The 13,612-nt window shown below is 63.8% G+C and carries 8 protein-coding genes; 5 read left to right on the top strand and 3 right to left on the bottom strand.

The genetic code is table 11. The annotated features are described in order from the left end of the window. The first annotated feature begins 1 nt into the window (after nucleotide 1). The 5 genes from pepN to AC3B5Q_RS18250 all read left to right on the top strand — a co-directional run bounded on the left by pepN (nucleotide 2) and on the right by AC3B5Q_RS18250 (nucleotide 7,819). The gene (gene pepN, locus AC3B5Q_RS18270; RefSeq protein WP_488392701.1) at nucleotides 2-2,659 is read left to right on the top strand and encodes an aminopeptidase N; all 2,658 of its coding nucleotides are present in this window, start codon (nucleotides 2-4) and stop codon (nucleotides 2,657-2,659) included. A gap of 271 nt (nucleotides 2,660-2,930) precedes the next feature. After that, entirely contained in the window at nucleotides 2,931-3,971 is a 1,041-nt protein-coding gene (locus tag AC3B5Q_RS18265) for a WD40/YVTN/BNR-like repeat-containing protein (RefSeq protein ID WP_053870476.1), read from the top strand. Next, the gene (locus AC3B5Q_RS18260; protein ID WP_021784064.1) at nucleotides 3,968-6,367 is read left to right on the top strand and encodes an efflux RND transporter permease subunit; all 2,400 of its coding nucleotides are present in this window, start codon (nucleotides 3,968-3,970) and stop codon (nucleotides 6,365-6,367) included. Before AC3B5Q_RS18265 ends, AC3B5Q_RS18260 begins: the two co-directional genes overlap by 4 nt. A gap of 65 nt (nucleotides 6,368-6,432) precedes the next feature. Next, entirely contained in the window at nucleotides 6,433-6,723 is a 291-nt protein-coding gene (locus AC3B5Q_RS18255; protein WP_021784063.1) for a DUF5629 family protein, read from the top strand. Next, the gene (locus AC3B5Q_RS18250; protein WP_488392700.1) at nucleotides 6,689-7,819 is read left to right on the top strand and encodes a lactonase family protein; all 1,131 of its coding nucleotides are present in this window, start codon (nucleotides 6,689-6,691) and stop codon (nucleotides 7,817-7,819) included. The genes AC3B5Q_RS18255 and AC3B5Q_RS18250 overlap by 35 nt, the downstream gene beginning before the upstream one ends. A gap of 312 nt (nucleotides 7,820-8,131) precedes the next feature. Here the strand turns inward: AC3B5Q_RS18250 and AC3B5Q_RS18245 are convergent, their stop codons facing one another. The 3 genes from AC3B5Q_RS18245 to AC3B5Q_RS18235 are packed head-to-tail and all read right to left on the bottom strand — an operon-like array spanning nucleotide 8,132 to nucleotide 13,601. After that, nucleotides 8,132-8,725, bottom strand: a complete 594-nt coding sequence (locus AC3B5Q_RS18245; RefSeq protein ID WP_021784061.1) for a glutathione S-transferase — start codon at nucleotides 8,723-8,725, stop codon at nucleotides 8,132-8,134. Then, nucleotides 8,722-12,366, bottom strand: a complete 3,645-nt coding sequence (locus AC3B5Q_RS18240) for an AAA family ATPase (RefSeq protein ID WP_488392699.1) — start codon at nucleotides 12,364-12,366, stop codon at nucleotides 8,722-8,724. Before AC3B5Q_RS18240 ends, AC3B5Q_RS18245 begins: the two co-directional genes overlap by 4 nt. Further along, the gene (locus AC3B5Q_RS18235; RefSeq protein ID WP_021784059.1) at nucleotides 12,363-13,601 is read right to left on the bottom strand and encodes an exonuclease SbcCD subunit D C-terminal domain-containing protein; all 1,239 of its coding nucleotides are present in this window, start codon (nucleotides 13,599-13,601) and stop codon (nucleotides 12,363-12,365) included. Before AC3B5Q_RS18235 ends, AC3B5Q_RS18240 begins: the two co-directional genes overlap by 4 nt. Between the last annotated feature and the right edge of the window lie 11 nt (nucleotides 13,602-13,612).

The raw sequence follows: 13,612 nt of genomic DNA, 5'->3' as shown, positions 1-13,612 counted from the left end.
CATGCGTACCGAACAACCGCAAGTGATCTACCTCAAGGATTACCAGGCGCCGGAGTACCTGATCGACGAGACGCACCTGACCTTCGAGCTGTTCGAGGACCACACACTGGTTCACGCGCAACTGGTCATGCGCCGCAACCCGGCACGCGGTGCCGGCCTGCCGCCACTGGAACTCGATGGCCAGCAGCTGGAACTGCTGCGCGCCTCGCTGGATGACCAGGAACTGCAGCCAGGCGACTACCAGCTCGGCGCCGACAGCCTGACCGTACAGCCCAAAGCCGAGCGCTTCACCCTGGACACCAGCGTGAAGATCCACCCGGAAAGCAACACCGCCCTGGAAGGGCTGTACAAGTCGGGCAAGATGTTCTGCACCCAGTGCGAGGCCGAGGGCTTCCGCAAGATCACCTACTACCTCGACCGCCCGGATGTGATGAGCACCTTCACCACCACGGTCATCGCCGAGCAGCATCGCTACCCGGTATTGCTTTCGAACGGCAACCCGATCGGCAGCGGGCCGGCCGAAGACGGCCGCCACTGGGCGACCTGGGAAGACCCGTTCATGAAGCCGGCCTACCTGTTCGCCCTGGTGGCCGGTGACCTGTGGTGCGTTGAAGACAGCTTCACCCGTCAGTCCGGTCGTGATGTGACCCTGCGCATTTACGTCGAGCCCGAGAACATCGACAAGTGCGACCACGCGATGGTCAGCCTGAAAAAGTCCATGCGCTGGGACGAAGAAGTCTATGGCCGCGAGTACGACCTGGACATCTTCATGATTGTTGCGGTCAATGACTTCAACATGGGCGCGATGGAAAACAAGGGCCTGAACATCTTCAACTCCAGCTGTGTGCTGGCCCGTGCCGAAACCGCCACCGATGCTGCGCACCAGCGCGTCGAAGGCGTGGTCGCCCACGAGTACTTCCACAACTGGTCGGGCAACCGCGTCACCTGCCGTGACTGGTTCCAGTTGTCGCTGAAGGAAGGCTTCACGGTATTCCGCGATGCCGAGTTCAGTGCCGACATGAACTCGCGCACGGTCAAGCGCATCGAAGACGTGGCCTACCTGCGCACCCACCAGTTCGCCGAAGACGCCGGCCCCATGGCCCACCCGGTGCGCCCGGACAGCTTCATCGAAATCTCCAACTTCTACACCCTGACCGTCTACGAGAAGGGCGCCGAAGTGGTGCGCATGGTCCGTACCCTGCTGGGTACCGAAGGCTTCCGTAAAGGCAGCGACCTGTACTTTGAACGTCATGACGGCCAGGCGGTAACCACCGACGACTTCATCAAGGCCATGGAGGACGCCAACGGCGTCGACTTCACCCAGTTCAAGCGCTGGTACAGCCAGGCTGGCACCCCGCGTCTGGAAGTCAGTGAGGCGTATGACGCCGCCGCGCAGACCTACAGCCTGACGTTCCGCCAGAGCTGCCCGCAGACCCCGGACAAAGCCGAGAAACTGCCGTTCGTGATCCCGGTGGAGCTGGGCCTGCTGGATGCCGCCGGCAATGACCTGCCGCTGCAGCTGGCTGGCGAGGACGCCGCTCAAGGGACCAGCCGCGTGCTGTCGGTGACCGAGGCCGAGCAAACCTTCACTTTCCAGGGCATCCAGGCCAAGCCGCTGCCATCGCTGCTGCGTGGCTTCAGCGCCCCGGTGAAGCTGAGCTTCCCGTATGACCGCGACCAGTTGATGTTCCTGATGCAGCACGACAGCGACGGCTTCAACCGCTGGGAAGCGGGCCAGCAGCTGTCGGTGCAGGTACTGCAGGAACTGATCGGCCAGCATCAACGCGGTGAAGCCCTGAAGCTCGACCAGCGCCTGATCACCGCCCTGGGCACTGTGCTGGGCAACGAATCGCTGGACCCGGCCATGGTGGCCGAAATGCTCTCGCTGCCAGGTGAGGCGTATCTTACCGAGATCAGCCAGGTGGCCGACGTCGACGCCATCCACGCCGCCCGCGAGTTCGCACGCCAGCAGATCGCCGAACACCTGTTCGACGCCCTGTGGGCGCGTTACCAGGCCAACCGCGAAGTGTCGCGCAGCACTGCCTATGTGGCCGAGGCCGAGCACTTTGCCCGCCGCAGCCTGCAGAACATCGCCCTGTCGTACCTGATGCAGAGTGGCAAGCAACAGGTGCTGGAGGCGACCCTGGAGCAGTTTGAGCACTGCGACAACATGACCGAGCGCCTTACCGCGCTGGCGGTACTGGTCAACTCGCCGTTCGAGGCCGAGCGCGCGAAAGCGCTGGAGGCGTTTGCCGAGCACTTCAAGGACAACCCGTTGGTCATGGACCAATGGTTCAGCGTGCAGGCGGCCAGCACGCTGCCGGGCGGGCTGGCGCGGGTCAAGGCATTGATGCAGCACCCGGCCTTCACCCTGAAGAACCCGAACAAGGTGCGTGCGCTGATCGGTGCCTTTGCCGGGCAGAACCTGGTCAACTTCCATGCTGCCGATGGCTCAGGGTATCGCTTCCTGGCGGACCTGGTGATCGAGCTGAATGCACTGAATCCGCAGATTGCATCGCGGCAACTGGCGCCGCTGACCCGCTGGCGCAAGTATGACGATGCGCGTCAGGCCCTCATGAAGGGCGAACTGGAGCGGATTCTGGCGTCTGGCGAGCTGTCCAGTGATGTGTATGAAGTGGTGAGCAAGAGCCTGGCGTAAGTCTGGTGAATTGGGGCTGCTGTGCAGCCCTTCGCGGGTGAACCCGCTCCTACAGGGGGATGCAACCTTTGTAGGAGCGGGTTTACCCGCGAAGGGCCGCCCAGCGGCCCCGGCTTTCCCCGGCCGACAACAAAACATAACACCCCGCCCGTTGTACTCCCGCAAACATCCCCGCTACGATCCCCTCAAGCTATTGCAGGCCTCTAGATCAGGCATTCGCAAGGCCTGCAATGCATTGACCCACCAAAAAGAACACAACAAGGGGGCAGTCATGAGGGAACAGTTACGTATGCCAGCCAGGCGTGGCGCCTGGCCATGGGCAGCCAGCGCGATGCTGGCACTGGCATTGGGGATGTGGGCCGACAGTGCCCAGGCCGCGGCAGCCGATGAATACTCCACCGAGTCGGCCAAGGCCAGTGAAAGCCTGTTGATCGACACCACCCATGCCGGCAAGCGCCTGGTGGTGGTTGGTGATCGCGGCCACATTCTGTTCTCCGACGACCAGGGCAGCACCTGGACCCAGGCCCGGGTACCCACCCGGCAATTGCTCACTGCCGTGTTTTTCCTCGACGACAAGCGTGGCTGGGCTGTCGGCCATGACGCACAGATCCTCACCAGCAGCGACGGCGGCGCTACCTGGAGCAAGCAGTTCGAAGACCTCGCCCGTGAAGCGCCCTTGCTCGATGTCACCTTCCTCGATGCCCGGCACGGCTTTGCCGTGGGGGCCTATGGCGCCTTGCTGGAAACCACTGATGGCGGGCAGCACTGGCAGGACGTGGCCGAGCGGCTGGACAACCCGGACCAGCTGCACCTGAACGGTATCGCCCAAGTGCGCGATGCCGGCCTGTTCATCGTGGGTGAGCAGGGTGGTATGTACCGCTCCGCCGACAGGGGCCAGACCTGGGTCAAGGTCCAGGGCCCTTACGAGGGCTCGCTGTTCGGCGTGATCGGCACCGCCAGGCCGCAGACCCTGCTGGCCTACGGCCTTCGCGGCAACCTGTTCCGCTCCAGCGACTTCGGTGACAGCTGGCAGCCGATCGAACTCAAGGCCGCGCGCGGTACGCTGGAGTTCGGCCTGGCAGGCGCTACGCTTGTCGATGATGGCACCCTGGTGCTGGTCGGCAATGGTGGCAGCGTGCTGCGCAGCACGGACGACGGCCAGACCTTCAGCGTGTACAACCGCGCCGACCGCCTGGCCCTGGCCGGCGTCAGTGGCTTGGCCAATGGCGGCCTGCTGCTGGTGGGGCAGGGTGGTGTGCATCTGGCCAGCGCCGAAGGGGCTGATCAGGCTGCCCGGGAGGTGCGTCCATGACCAGCAGGGAGAGCATTGCCATGCACTCGCATCACCAGGACAAGGCCACGCTGCTGGAACGCCTGATCTTCAACAACCGCCCAGTGGTCATCGCCCTGTGTGTGCTGGTCAGTATTTTCCTGTTCTGGCAGGCCACGCAGATTCGCCCGTCGACCAGCTTCGAGAAGATGATCCCGCTGCAGCACCCGTTCATCGAGCAGATGATGGAGCACCGCAACGACCTGGCCAACCTTGGCAACACCGTGCGCATTTCGGTGGAGGCGGTGAACGGTGACATCTTCGACAAGGACTACATGGAGACCCTGCGTCAGATCCATGATGAGGTGTTCTACATCCCCGGTGTCGATCGGGCCGGGTTGAAGTCACTGTGGAGCCCCAGCGTGCGCTGGAGCGAGGTCACCGAAGAGGGTTTTTCCGGTGGTGAGGTAATCCCCAACACCTACAACGGGTCGCAGGACAGCCTCGATACCCTGCGCGACAACGTGCTCAAGTCAGGCCAGGTGGGGCGCCTGGTAGGCAACAACTTCAAGTCCAGCATCATCGACGTGCCGCTGCTGGAGAGCTACCCCGACCCGCAGGACCCGGGCAAACAGGTGAAGCTGGACTACCAGCAGTTCTCTCACCTGCTGGAAGAGAAGATCCGCGACAAGTTCCAGGCACAGAACCCCAATGTAAAAATCCACATCGTCGGCTTTGCCAAGAAGGTCGGTGACCTGATCGATGGCCTGGTGATGGTGGCGATGTTCTTCGGCGTCGCCCTGGTGATCACCTTGGTGTTGTTGTACTGGTTCACCTGGTGCATCCGCAGCACTGTCGCCGTGCTCATTACCACACTGGTGGCGGTGGTCTGGCAGCTGGGGCTGATGCATGCGGTGGGCTTTGGCCTGGACCCGTACTCGATGCTGGTGCCGTTCCTGATCTTCGCCATCGGCATTTCCCACGGGGTGCAGAAGATCAACGGCATCGCCCTGCAGTCGAGTGACGCCGACAACGCCCTTACCGCTGCCCGGCGCACATTCCGTCAGTTGTTCCTGCCGGGCATGATCGCCATCCTTGCCGACGCAGTGGGCTTCATTACCCTGCTGATCATCGACATCGGGGTGATTCGCGAACTGGCCATCGGCGCCTCCATCGGCGTGGCGGTGATTGTGTTCACCAACCTGATCCTGTTGCCGGTGGCCATCTCCTATGTCGGCATCAGCAAGAAGGCCATCGAGCGCAGCAAGAAAGACGCGACCCGCGAGCACCCGTTCTGGCGCCTGTTGTCGAACTTCGCCAGTGCCAAGGTGGCGCCGGTGTCGGTGGTGCTGGCGCTGCTCGCCTTCGCCGGTGGCCTGTGGTACAGCCAGAACCTGAAGATCGGCGACCTCGACCAAGGGGCACCGGAGCTGCGCCCCGACTCGCGCTACAACCAGGACAACAACTTCATCATCAGCAACTACTCGACCAGTTCCGATGTGCTGGTGATCATGGTCAAGACGCCGTCGGAGATGTGCTCGGTCCACTCGACCATGGCGCCGATCGACGAGCTGATGTGGACCATGGAAAACACCCCTGGCGTGCAGTCGGCGATTTCCCTGGTCACCGTTTCCAAACAGGTGATCAAGGGCATGAACGAGGGCAGCCTGAAATGGGAAACCCTGTCGCGTAACCCGGACATCCTCAACAATTCCATCGCCCGGGCTGACGGCCTTTACAACGGCGACTGCTCATTGGCACCCGTGCTGGTGTTCCTCAATGACCACAAGGCTGAAACGCTGGAGCGCGTCACCGCCGTGGCCAAGGCGTTTGCCGACAGCCATGACAAGGAAGGCCTGCAGTTCCTGCTGGCGGCGGGCAACGCTGGCATCGAGGCCGCGACCAACGAGGTGATCAAGTCGGCCGAGCTGACCATCCTGATCCTGGTGTACATCTGCGTGGCCGTGATGTGCCTGATCACCTTCCGCTCGTTCGCCGCCACACTGTGCATCGTGCTGCCCCTGGTGCTGACCTCGGTGCTGGGCAACGCGCTGATGGCCTACATGGGCATCGGGGTGAAAGTGGCGACCTTGCCGGTGGTGGCGCTGGGTGTGGGCATTGGCGTGGACTATGGCATCTATATCTACAGCCGCCTGGAAAGCTTCCTGCGTGCGGGGTTGCCATTGCAGGAGGCGTATTACCAGACCCTGCGCTCGACCGGCAAGGCGGTGCTGTTCACCGGGCTGTGCCTGGCCATTGGGGTATGCACCTGGATTTTCTCGGCGATCAAGTTCCAGGCGGACATGGGCCTGATGCTGACCTTCATGCTGCTTTGGAACATGTTTGGTGCGCTGTGGCTGCTACCGGCATTGGCGCGGTTCCTGATCAAGCCCGAGAAGATGGTGGGCAAGGAGGGTGGGTCGATCTTTGCCCATTGATTGCAGGGGGGGCCGCGTTGCGGCCCCAAGGTTATACTGCCGACTCATTTCAGATTGGTACCCCTATGTCCCCCCTCGCTACCGCCCTGCAGTCCTGCGATATGCTTCTGATCGACGGCCTGCACGCCTTCGACTTCACCGCCGATGAAACCGGCCTCACTGTCGAATGCATGGACGGCCGCCAATTGCGTCGCTGGTCGTTCACCCCCGAGCAAGTCGCTGCCGCCATCGCCACCGGAGACGAGTGGCAACTCGACGATGCCAACGGCGCGCATCGACTAGTCTGTATGAGTGCCTTTCGCGCCCCGGATGATGACCAAGATGAACCGGACCTGGACGAACCTGCTGACCGCTAGCCTGATGAGCCTGACTATCCACGCCCACGCCTCGACGTTGCTGGTGGGCAGCTACACCGATGGCGCGAGCCAGGGTATCTACCGCTATCAGTTCGACGACAAGGCTGGCCGCATCGACCCCACGCCGCAACAAGTGGTCAAGAGCGTCAACCCTTCATGGCTTGTGCTGTCGGCCGACCAGCGCCAGCTGTTCGTGGTCAATGAAACCCCGGGTGGCCATGCCAGCAGTTTCAGCGTCAGCACCAAGGGCGAGCTCAAGCCGCTCAACCAGGTGGTCACCCACGGTGACGAACCGACTCACGCCAGCCTCAGTCGTGACCAGCGTTATCTGTTCGTGGCCAACTACGCGGTAAAGCCTGACCCTGGCGGCAGCCTGGTGGTCATCCCGGTGGCCAGGGACGGCAAGCTCAAAGCCGTGGTGCAACAGGCTCGGCACAAGGCGAGTGGCGTCAACCCCGAACGCCAGGCCGGTGCCCATGTGCACGCACTGGTGCTGTCGCCCAACGGCCAGCATGTGTATGCCTGCGACCTGGGCGCGGACAAGGTATTCATCTACCGCTATGACGGCGCCAGTGTGGACAAACCATTGAGCCCGGCAATCCCGGCCTCGGTGGCCTTGCCGCCAGGCAGTGGGCCCCGTCACCTGCTGTTCGACGCCAACGGCCAGCATGCCTACCTGACGCTGGAAATGAGTGGCGAAGTGGTGATGTTCGATGTCGAGGATGCTGCTCTGCTTGAGCGTCAACGTCTGCCGCTGACCGAGCTGCAGGATGCAGCGGCCAAGGCAGCGGGAGGCCTGCACCTGTCGGCAGACGGCCGCTTCCTGTACGTGAGCAACCGTGGTACGGCGAATGAAATCCTGGTGTTTGCTGTTGGCAAGAATGACGGCCAGTTGACGTTCGTGCAGCGCCGCTCCGTGGAAGGCGACCATCCCCGCGAATTTGCCCTGGACCCTAGCGGCAAATTCCTTCTGGTGGCCAACCAGAAGAGCAACCAGATCGTGGTCATGCGCCGTGATCTCTTGACTGGCAAGTTGGGGGAAACCGTGCAGACCATGGCGCAGGACGCGCCTTCGGACCTGAAGTTCATCGAGTGATGATTTGTGAGGGTTCGGCGTTGGATTTTTAGCGCCTGGGATATCGAGCGCCGCCCGCGCGGCGCATCGCGAGCTGCGCTCGCTCCTACGTTTGTTTCGGGCCAGTAACGCCTTTGGCTGCTGCGCGCGACCGCCTTGTCTGTACTACGCGATATCGCGTCATGCGCCAAGGCGTTCGCGCGCAAATCCCACAGGCATAATTGGCCCGAAACAAACGTAGGAGCGAGCGCAGCTCGCGATGCGCCGCGCGGGCGGCGCTCGATCTCAAACCCTACATCAAACCCCCGCCAGGCGCTTGGCCGCCCCACACATTCACCTGGCCATGACGGCCTTGAACAGCTCCGAAGCCAGCCACCCCTCCAGCCAACTGCGCACCCGTGGATAAGCCGCCTCGGCGAACCACTGCGGTTCAACCCCGGCAAACTGGCGCATCAGCGGCAGCAACGCGGCATCGGCCAGGCTCGGGTGGTCGGCCAGCAGGTAAGCCCGCCCCACCAGCAGGCCTTCGAGCTCCGCCAGCCAGGCCTCGGCCTGCTGGCGGTAATGTTCGCGGGAATGCTCCGGGTAACGTTCGGCATACTTGTACAGGTTCACGTGCGCCTTGAACGTGGTGTCATTGCGCGCAATCAGCGTTTCAGCCTGCTGCGCAGCCGCAGGGTTGGCCTGTAGCCGCCAGTCCTGCGGGTCGTGTTGCGTCAGCGCCCAGCGCATGATGTCCAGGCTCTCTTCCAGCACCCCTGCACCGGTGTCCAGCACCGGTACCGTGCCCTTGGGCGACAAGGCCAGCAGTTCTGCCGGCTTGTTCTTCATCGCCACTTCGCAGATCTCCACTTCGCAGCCGGCATAGCGCAGGGCCAGGCGCGCGCGCATGGCCCACGGGCAGCGGCGGAACGAGTAGAGGATCACCCGCACACCTCCACGTCACTCAGGCCATTACCCTGGCGCCGTACCTGGATCTGTACCGGGATCCGCTCGTGCATTTCCTGTACGTGGGAAATCACCGCCACTTTGCGACCCTGGGCTTGCAAGCCGTCGAGGGCGTCCATTGCCAACTGCAGTGACTCGGGGTCGAGGCTGCCGAAGCCTTCGTCGATGAACAACGATTCGATACGCAGGGTGCTGGAAGCCATCGACGCGAGGCCCAAGGCCAGGGCCAGCGACACCAGGAAGGTTTCCCCGCCCGACAACGAGTGCACCGAACGCAGTTCGTCGCCCATCTCGGTGTCCAGCACCAGCAGGCCAAGGGCGCTGCCGCCGCGTTTCAGGCGGTAGCGGCGGGCCAGCTGACGTAGCTGGGCGTTGGCGTGGTGCAGCAGCAGGTCGAGGTTGTAACCCTGGGCGATCTTGCGGAACACATCGCCCGAGGCCGAACCGATCAGGGCATTGAGGCGGGCCCAGCGTTGCCACTGTTGGTGGGCCTGTTCGATTTCGGCCGCCAGCGCCTGGTGGGCTTGCTGCCGGCGCTGGTCGTCGGCCTGTTGCGCGCGCAATTCGGCGCACTGCTGCTCATGGTTGGCCAGGCGCCCGCGCAGCTCGGTCAGGGCGTGCTCCAAGGCTTCGGCCGAGGTGCCCACGGTCATTTGTGCGGCGTGTTGTTGCAGGCGCTGCTCACGTTCCTGCAGCAGCACGCGGCCTTGTTCGATGGCCTTTTCGGCACTTTGGACGCGCTGACGCAGTTCATTCACCTGGGCGTCATCCATGGCCAGCAGGCGATCCAGCCCGGCGTCATCCAGTTCTGGATGCTCGCTGCGCCATTGTGCGATCTGGCCTTGCAGTTGCTGGCACTCGCTGTCCAGCGCCTGTTGCTGCTGGGCATTGCCCTTGAGTTCGCTGGCCAGTTGTACGCCTTGGGTGCGCAGTTCCTGCAGGCGTTGGGCGGTATCGGCGGCAAGGGCGCGGGCGTGTTCCAGCGCGCTGTCCATGTGCTGTTGCCAGGCTTCGGCGCTGGCATGCTCGCCGAGCAGTTCGCCGAGTGAGGCCAGGGCTTGTTGGCGTTGCTCCTCGAGGGCGGCCAGTGTCTGCTGCAACTGCTGCTGGCCTTGCACGCGCGCCTGCTGTTGGTCACGCAGCTTGTCCAGCTGGGTTTGGCGTGCTTGCTGTTCTTCCAGTTCGTCCTTGCGCTGTTCCAGTTGCTGCAGGCGCTGGGCAATCTGCTGGTCGAGGGCGAGGAAGGCATTGGCCGGGTCTTCGTTCAGGGCCTTGAGGGCTTCCTTGGGCAAGACGCCGGCCAGGTCGTCAAGGCCTTGCTGCAACTGTTGCTCATCGTTGGCCAGGGCCTGGTGCTGCTGCTCCAGATGGCGCTGGGCCTGTTGCTGGGCGTCGTGGGCCGCCTGCAATTGCTGGTTCAGGCGGGCGGCGTCTTTTTGCAGGGCCAGCAGAGCGCTCTGGCGTTTCTCGTCCTGGCTGATTTCTTCATCCAGGCGACGCAGCTGGCTGTCGAGCCAGACGCGACGGGCTTTGTCGTCCTGTGGGGCGAGGGCTGGCCACAGGCTGTGGGCCTGTACCTGAGCCACCAACGGTTGCAACTGTTCGCCCAGTTGCTGGTGTTGCTGCTGGAAGTCCTTGAGCTGGGCATTGACCACACCCAGTTGGGTACGCAGCTCCACCAGCTTGCTGTTGAGCGTTTCGACCTGCTTCTGCGCGGCGTGCTCTTCGGCCTGGTCATGGCGACCCAGGCTCTGCAGCAATGCTTCTGGCTGATGGAACGGGTGTTCGGCGCTGCCACAGACCGGGCAGGGTTCGCCGTCACGCAGTTGGCCACGCAGTTCTTCGACGCTGGTGTTGCGTGCCAGACGTTGCCGTTCCAGCAGTTGACGGGTGAGCGTCAACGCCTGTTCGGCGGCCTCCAGTTCGGCCTTGGCGGCGGTGCCTTCGGTAATCAGTTGCTGGCGTTGCAGCATGGCCTGCTGCTGGCGGTCGCGCAGGGCGTCCAACTGCTGGCGCAGCTCCTGTTCACGGCCGTGCAGGCGTGACATTTCCTCTACGGCGCGCTGCTGTTTGCGGTTGTCCTGCAGCATGCCGCCGAGCAGGTCGATCTGTTCGGCCAGGGCCTGGGGCTCGGCCTTGGCTTCACGGAACAACAGGTCGTAGGCGTCGCGCTCGGCCTGCAAGTGTGCATTGGCCTGGCTAGCCTGGGCCTGCAGGCCGGGTAGCTCTTCTCGGCCCTTGGTCAGGCGGCCACCGATCAGCATCACCTGCTTCAGTTGCGGCAGGTAGGCGTGCCAGGCATTGGCCAGGCCCGCCAGGTGCTGGCTGTCGGCAAGCGCGGTGTCGATCTGCGCCAGCTGCTGAATGCTGCGCTGCTGGTTGTCTTCCAGCTGCTGCAGTTGCTGCTGGCCGTCAGCGACTTGCTGTTGCGCCTGCTGGCCGATGCTGCGCTGGGCGGCCAGCTCCTGGTCCAGGCGCGCCAGACTGTCCTGCGCGGCAAAAGCCTGGCGCAGGCGCGGCGCGTTCTCGCCGTGCTCGGCCTGGCGGTCGGCAAGCGCTTGGCGCGCAGTGTCCAGCGCCTGTTCGAGTTCGTGGGTGCGCACCTGCAGTTCGGCTTGCTGCTGTTGCTGTTCGGCCATTTTCGCGGCCACTGGCGCCAACTGTGCGCTCAGGGCCTGTCGGCGGTGGAACTGGTGACGCTGTGGGGCCAGGCGCTCCAGGCGTGCCAGGTCCAGGCGTGGTTCGGCCAGCTGTTGCCAGTCCAGTTCGGCGGCCTGCAGCGTGGTACTGGCTTCGGCGTGTTGGGCCTGTAGCTGGCGTTGTTCATTCAGCCAGTTGCGTTGCTGCTCCAGCTGGCGCTCGCCGGCCTGGTCGGCCTTGAACTGCTGCTGCGCCTGCTCCAGGCGCTGGTCGAGCTCGGCACGGGCCTCGGCAGCCATCGGCAGCAGGTGGCTGGCGCGTTCTTTCAGGGCGTTGTGCGCCTCGCCGGCTTCACGCGCCTTGCTGAAGGCACGCTGGCCCAGGCGGGTGTAGATTGCGGTGTTGGTGAGTTTTTCCAGCAGCTCGCTGCGGTCTTTGTCGTCGGCCTTGAGGAACGCGCCGAACTCGCTCTGGGCCAGCATCACCGCACGGGTGAACTGTTCGAAATTCAGGCCCAGGCGGGCTTCTACCAGTTGCTTGTATTCGTTTTTGCCACTGCCGAGCACCTGCTCGCTGTCGAGGTCGTAGAAGCTCTGACGGCTGTGTTGCAGTTTGCCGTTGGCCTTGTCGCGGGCGCGGTTGGCTTCCCAGCGGGCGCGGTAGCGGCGGCCGTCGATACCGACAAAGTCGACCTCGGCAAAACCGCTGCCGGTGCCGCGGCGCAGCAGGTTGCGCGGGTCGGAAGTGGGTATTTCGCCGTCGGCATCTGGCACCTTGGCCTCACGGCCAATGTCATTGAGGCGCGGCACGGTGCCGAACAGCGCCAGGCACAGGGCGTCAAGCAGGGTGCTCTTGCCGGCGCCGGTTGGCCCGGTGATGGCGAACAGGCCAGCGCTGGCCAACGGTTCTGCGGTGAAATCGATGTCGATCGGGCCGGCCAGCGATGCCAGGTTCTTCAGGCGGATGGCGAGAATCTTCATGGCTGTTCCTCTTCCTGTTGCACGTCCTGCAACAGCAGGGCGAAGTCGGCCAGCGCCTGCTCGTCGGCCGGGTTGCCGTAGGCTTGCTCCCAGGCGCGGCTGAACAGGTCTTGCGGGGTCATCTGGGCCAGCTCGACAAAGGCCAGGTCATCGTCTTCGGCGTTGTTGCGGCCAGCGTATTCGGCGCTGATGCGGATCAACCGTACCGCCTTGCCTTCAAGCGCGGTTTCGATCTGCTGGCGCAGGTCGGGCTGCGGCTCATCCAGAATTACCCGCACCTCCAGCCAGGGCTGACGGTTGGGGTCTTCGAGCAGGTCGACCACCGGCAGGTCGGCCAGTTGCTGCAGCAGTTCGCCCAGCGGTGCCGGGCCCACCCGTTGCAGGGCCACGGCGCGTGGTACGGGGCGTGGCTCGACGCTGACCAGGCCGTTGCCGTCCAACTCCACTTCCAGGACCTGGTGCGGGTAGTTGATTTCGGCGAACGACAGCGGGATTGGCGAGCCGCTGTAGCGGATGCGTTCTTCGCGGTTGACCTTCTGCGGCTTGTGCAGGTGGCCCAGGGCGACATAGCTGATGGCTTTGTCGAACAGTTTGGCCGGCAGCGCCTCGGCGTTACCGATGATCAGGCTGCGCTCGGAGTCTTCCGACACCGCACCACCGGCCATGTGCGCGTGGCTGATGGCAATTAGCGCCTGGTCTTTCTTGCGCTTCTTCTGCGCGGCGGCGATCAGTTGCTGGTGCACCTGTGTGATGCCTTGCAGGTAGTCGTCACCCAGCTGCGGGCCGGTCACTTCGGCCGGGCGCAGGAACGGCAGGGCCAGGCACCAGGCGGCCACCTTGCCACGGCCGTTGGTCAGCGGAATCAACAGGCGCTCGGCATCCAGCTGGCCCTCGTCCAGCCAGTGCACACGGCCCAGTGCATGGGTGCGCAGGCGGCGCATGAGCGCGGCGGGCAGCTCGATGCGCGAACCGGAGTCGTGGTTGCCGGCGATCATCACGATGTCCAGCTTGGGCTGTTGCTCGTGGGCCTGGACGATGAAGTCGTAGAGGCGTTCCTGGGCTTTGACCGGCGGGTTGACGGTGTCGAAGATGTCGCCCGCAATCAGCAGCGCATCCGGCTGTCGCAGGTGTAGCTGGCCGAGCAGCCAGTCGAGGAAGCAGGCGTGTTCGAAATCGCGTTCCTGGCCGTGCAGGCTTTGGCCCAGGTGCCAGTCGGAGGTATGAAACAGACGCATGGATGACCTGT

It is taken from the genome of Pseudomonas sp. D5(2026) (assembly GCF_057766845.1).
The sequence above is the reverse complement of the archived record's forward strand: the minus strand, read 5'-3'. Positions and strand labels throughout refer to the sequence as shown.

Coding starts and splice junctions, on each gene's coding strand:
- AC3B5Q_RS18235 (WP_021784059.1), bottom strand. CDS start 13,601: ATGCGTCTGTTTCATACCTCCGACTGGCACCTGGGCCAAAGCCTGCAC.
- AC3B5Q_RS18240 (WP_488392699.1), bottom strand. CDS start 12,366: ATGAAGATTCTCGCCATCCGCCTGAAGAACCTGGCATCGCTGGCCGGC.
- AC3B5Q_RS18255 (WP_021784063.1), top strand. CDS start 6,433: ATGTCCCCCCTCGCTACCGCCCTGCAGTCCTGCGATATGCTTCTGATC.
- AC3B5Q_RS18250 (WP_488392700.1), top strand. CDS start 6,689: ATGAACCGGACCTGGACGAACCTGCTGACCGCTAGCCTGATGAGCCTG.
- pepN (WP_488392701.1), top strand. CDS start 2: ATGCGTACCGAACAACCGCAAGTGATCTACCTCAAGGATTACCAGGCG.
- AC3B5Q_RS18260 (WP_021784064.1), top strand. CDS start 3,968: ATGACCAGCAGGGAGAGCATTGCCATGCACTCGCATCACCAGGACAAG.
- AC3B5Q_RS18265 (WP_053870476.1), top strand. CDS start 2,931: ATGAGGGAACAGTTACGTATGCCAGCCAGGCGTGGCGCCTGGCCATGG.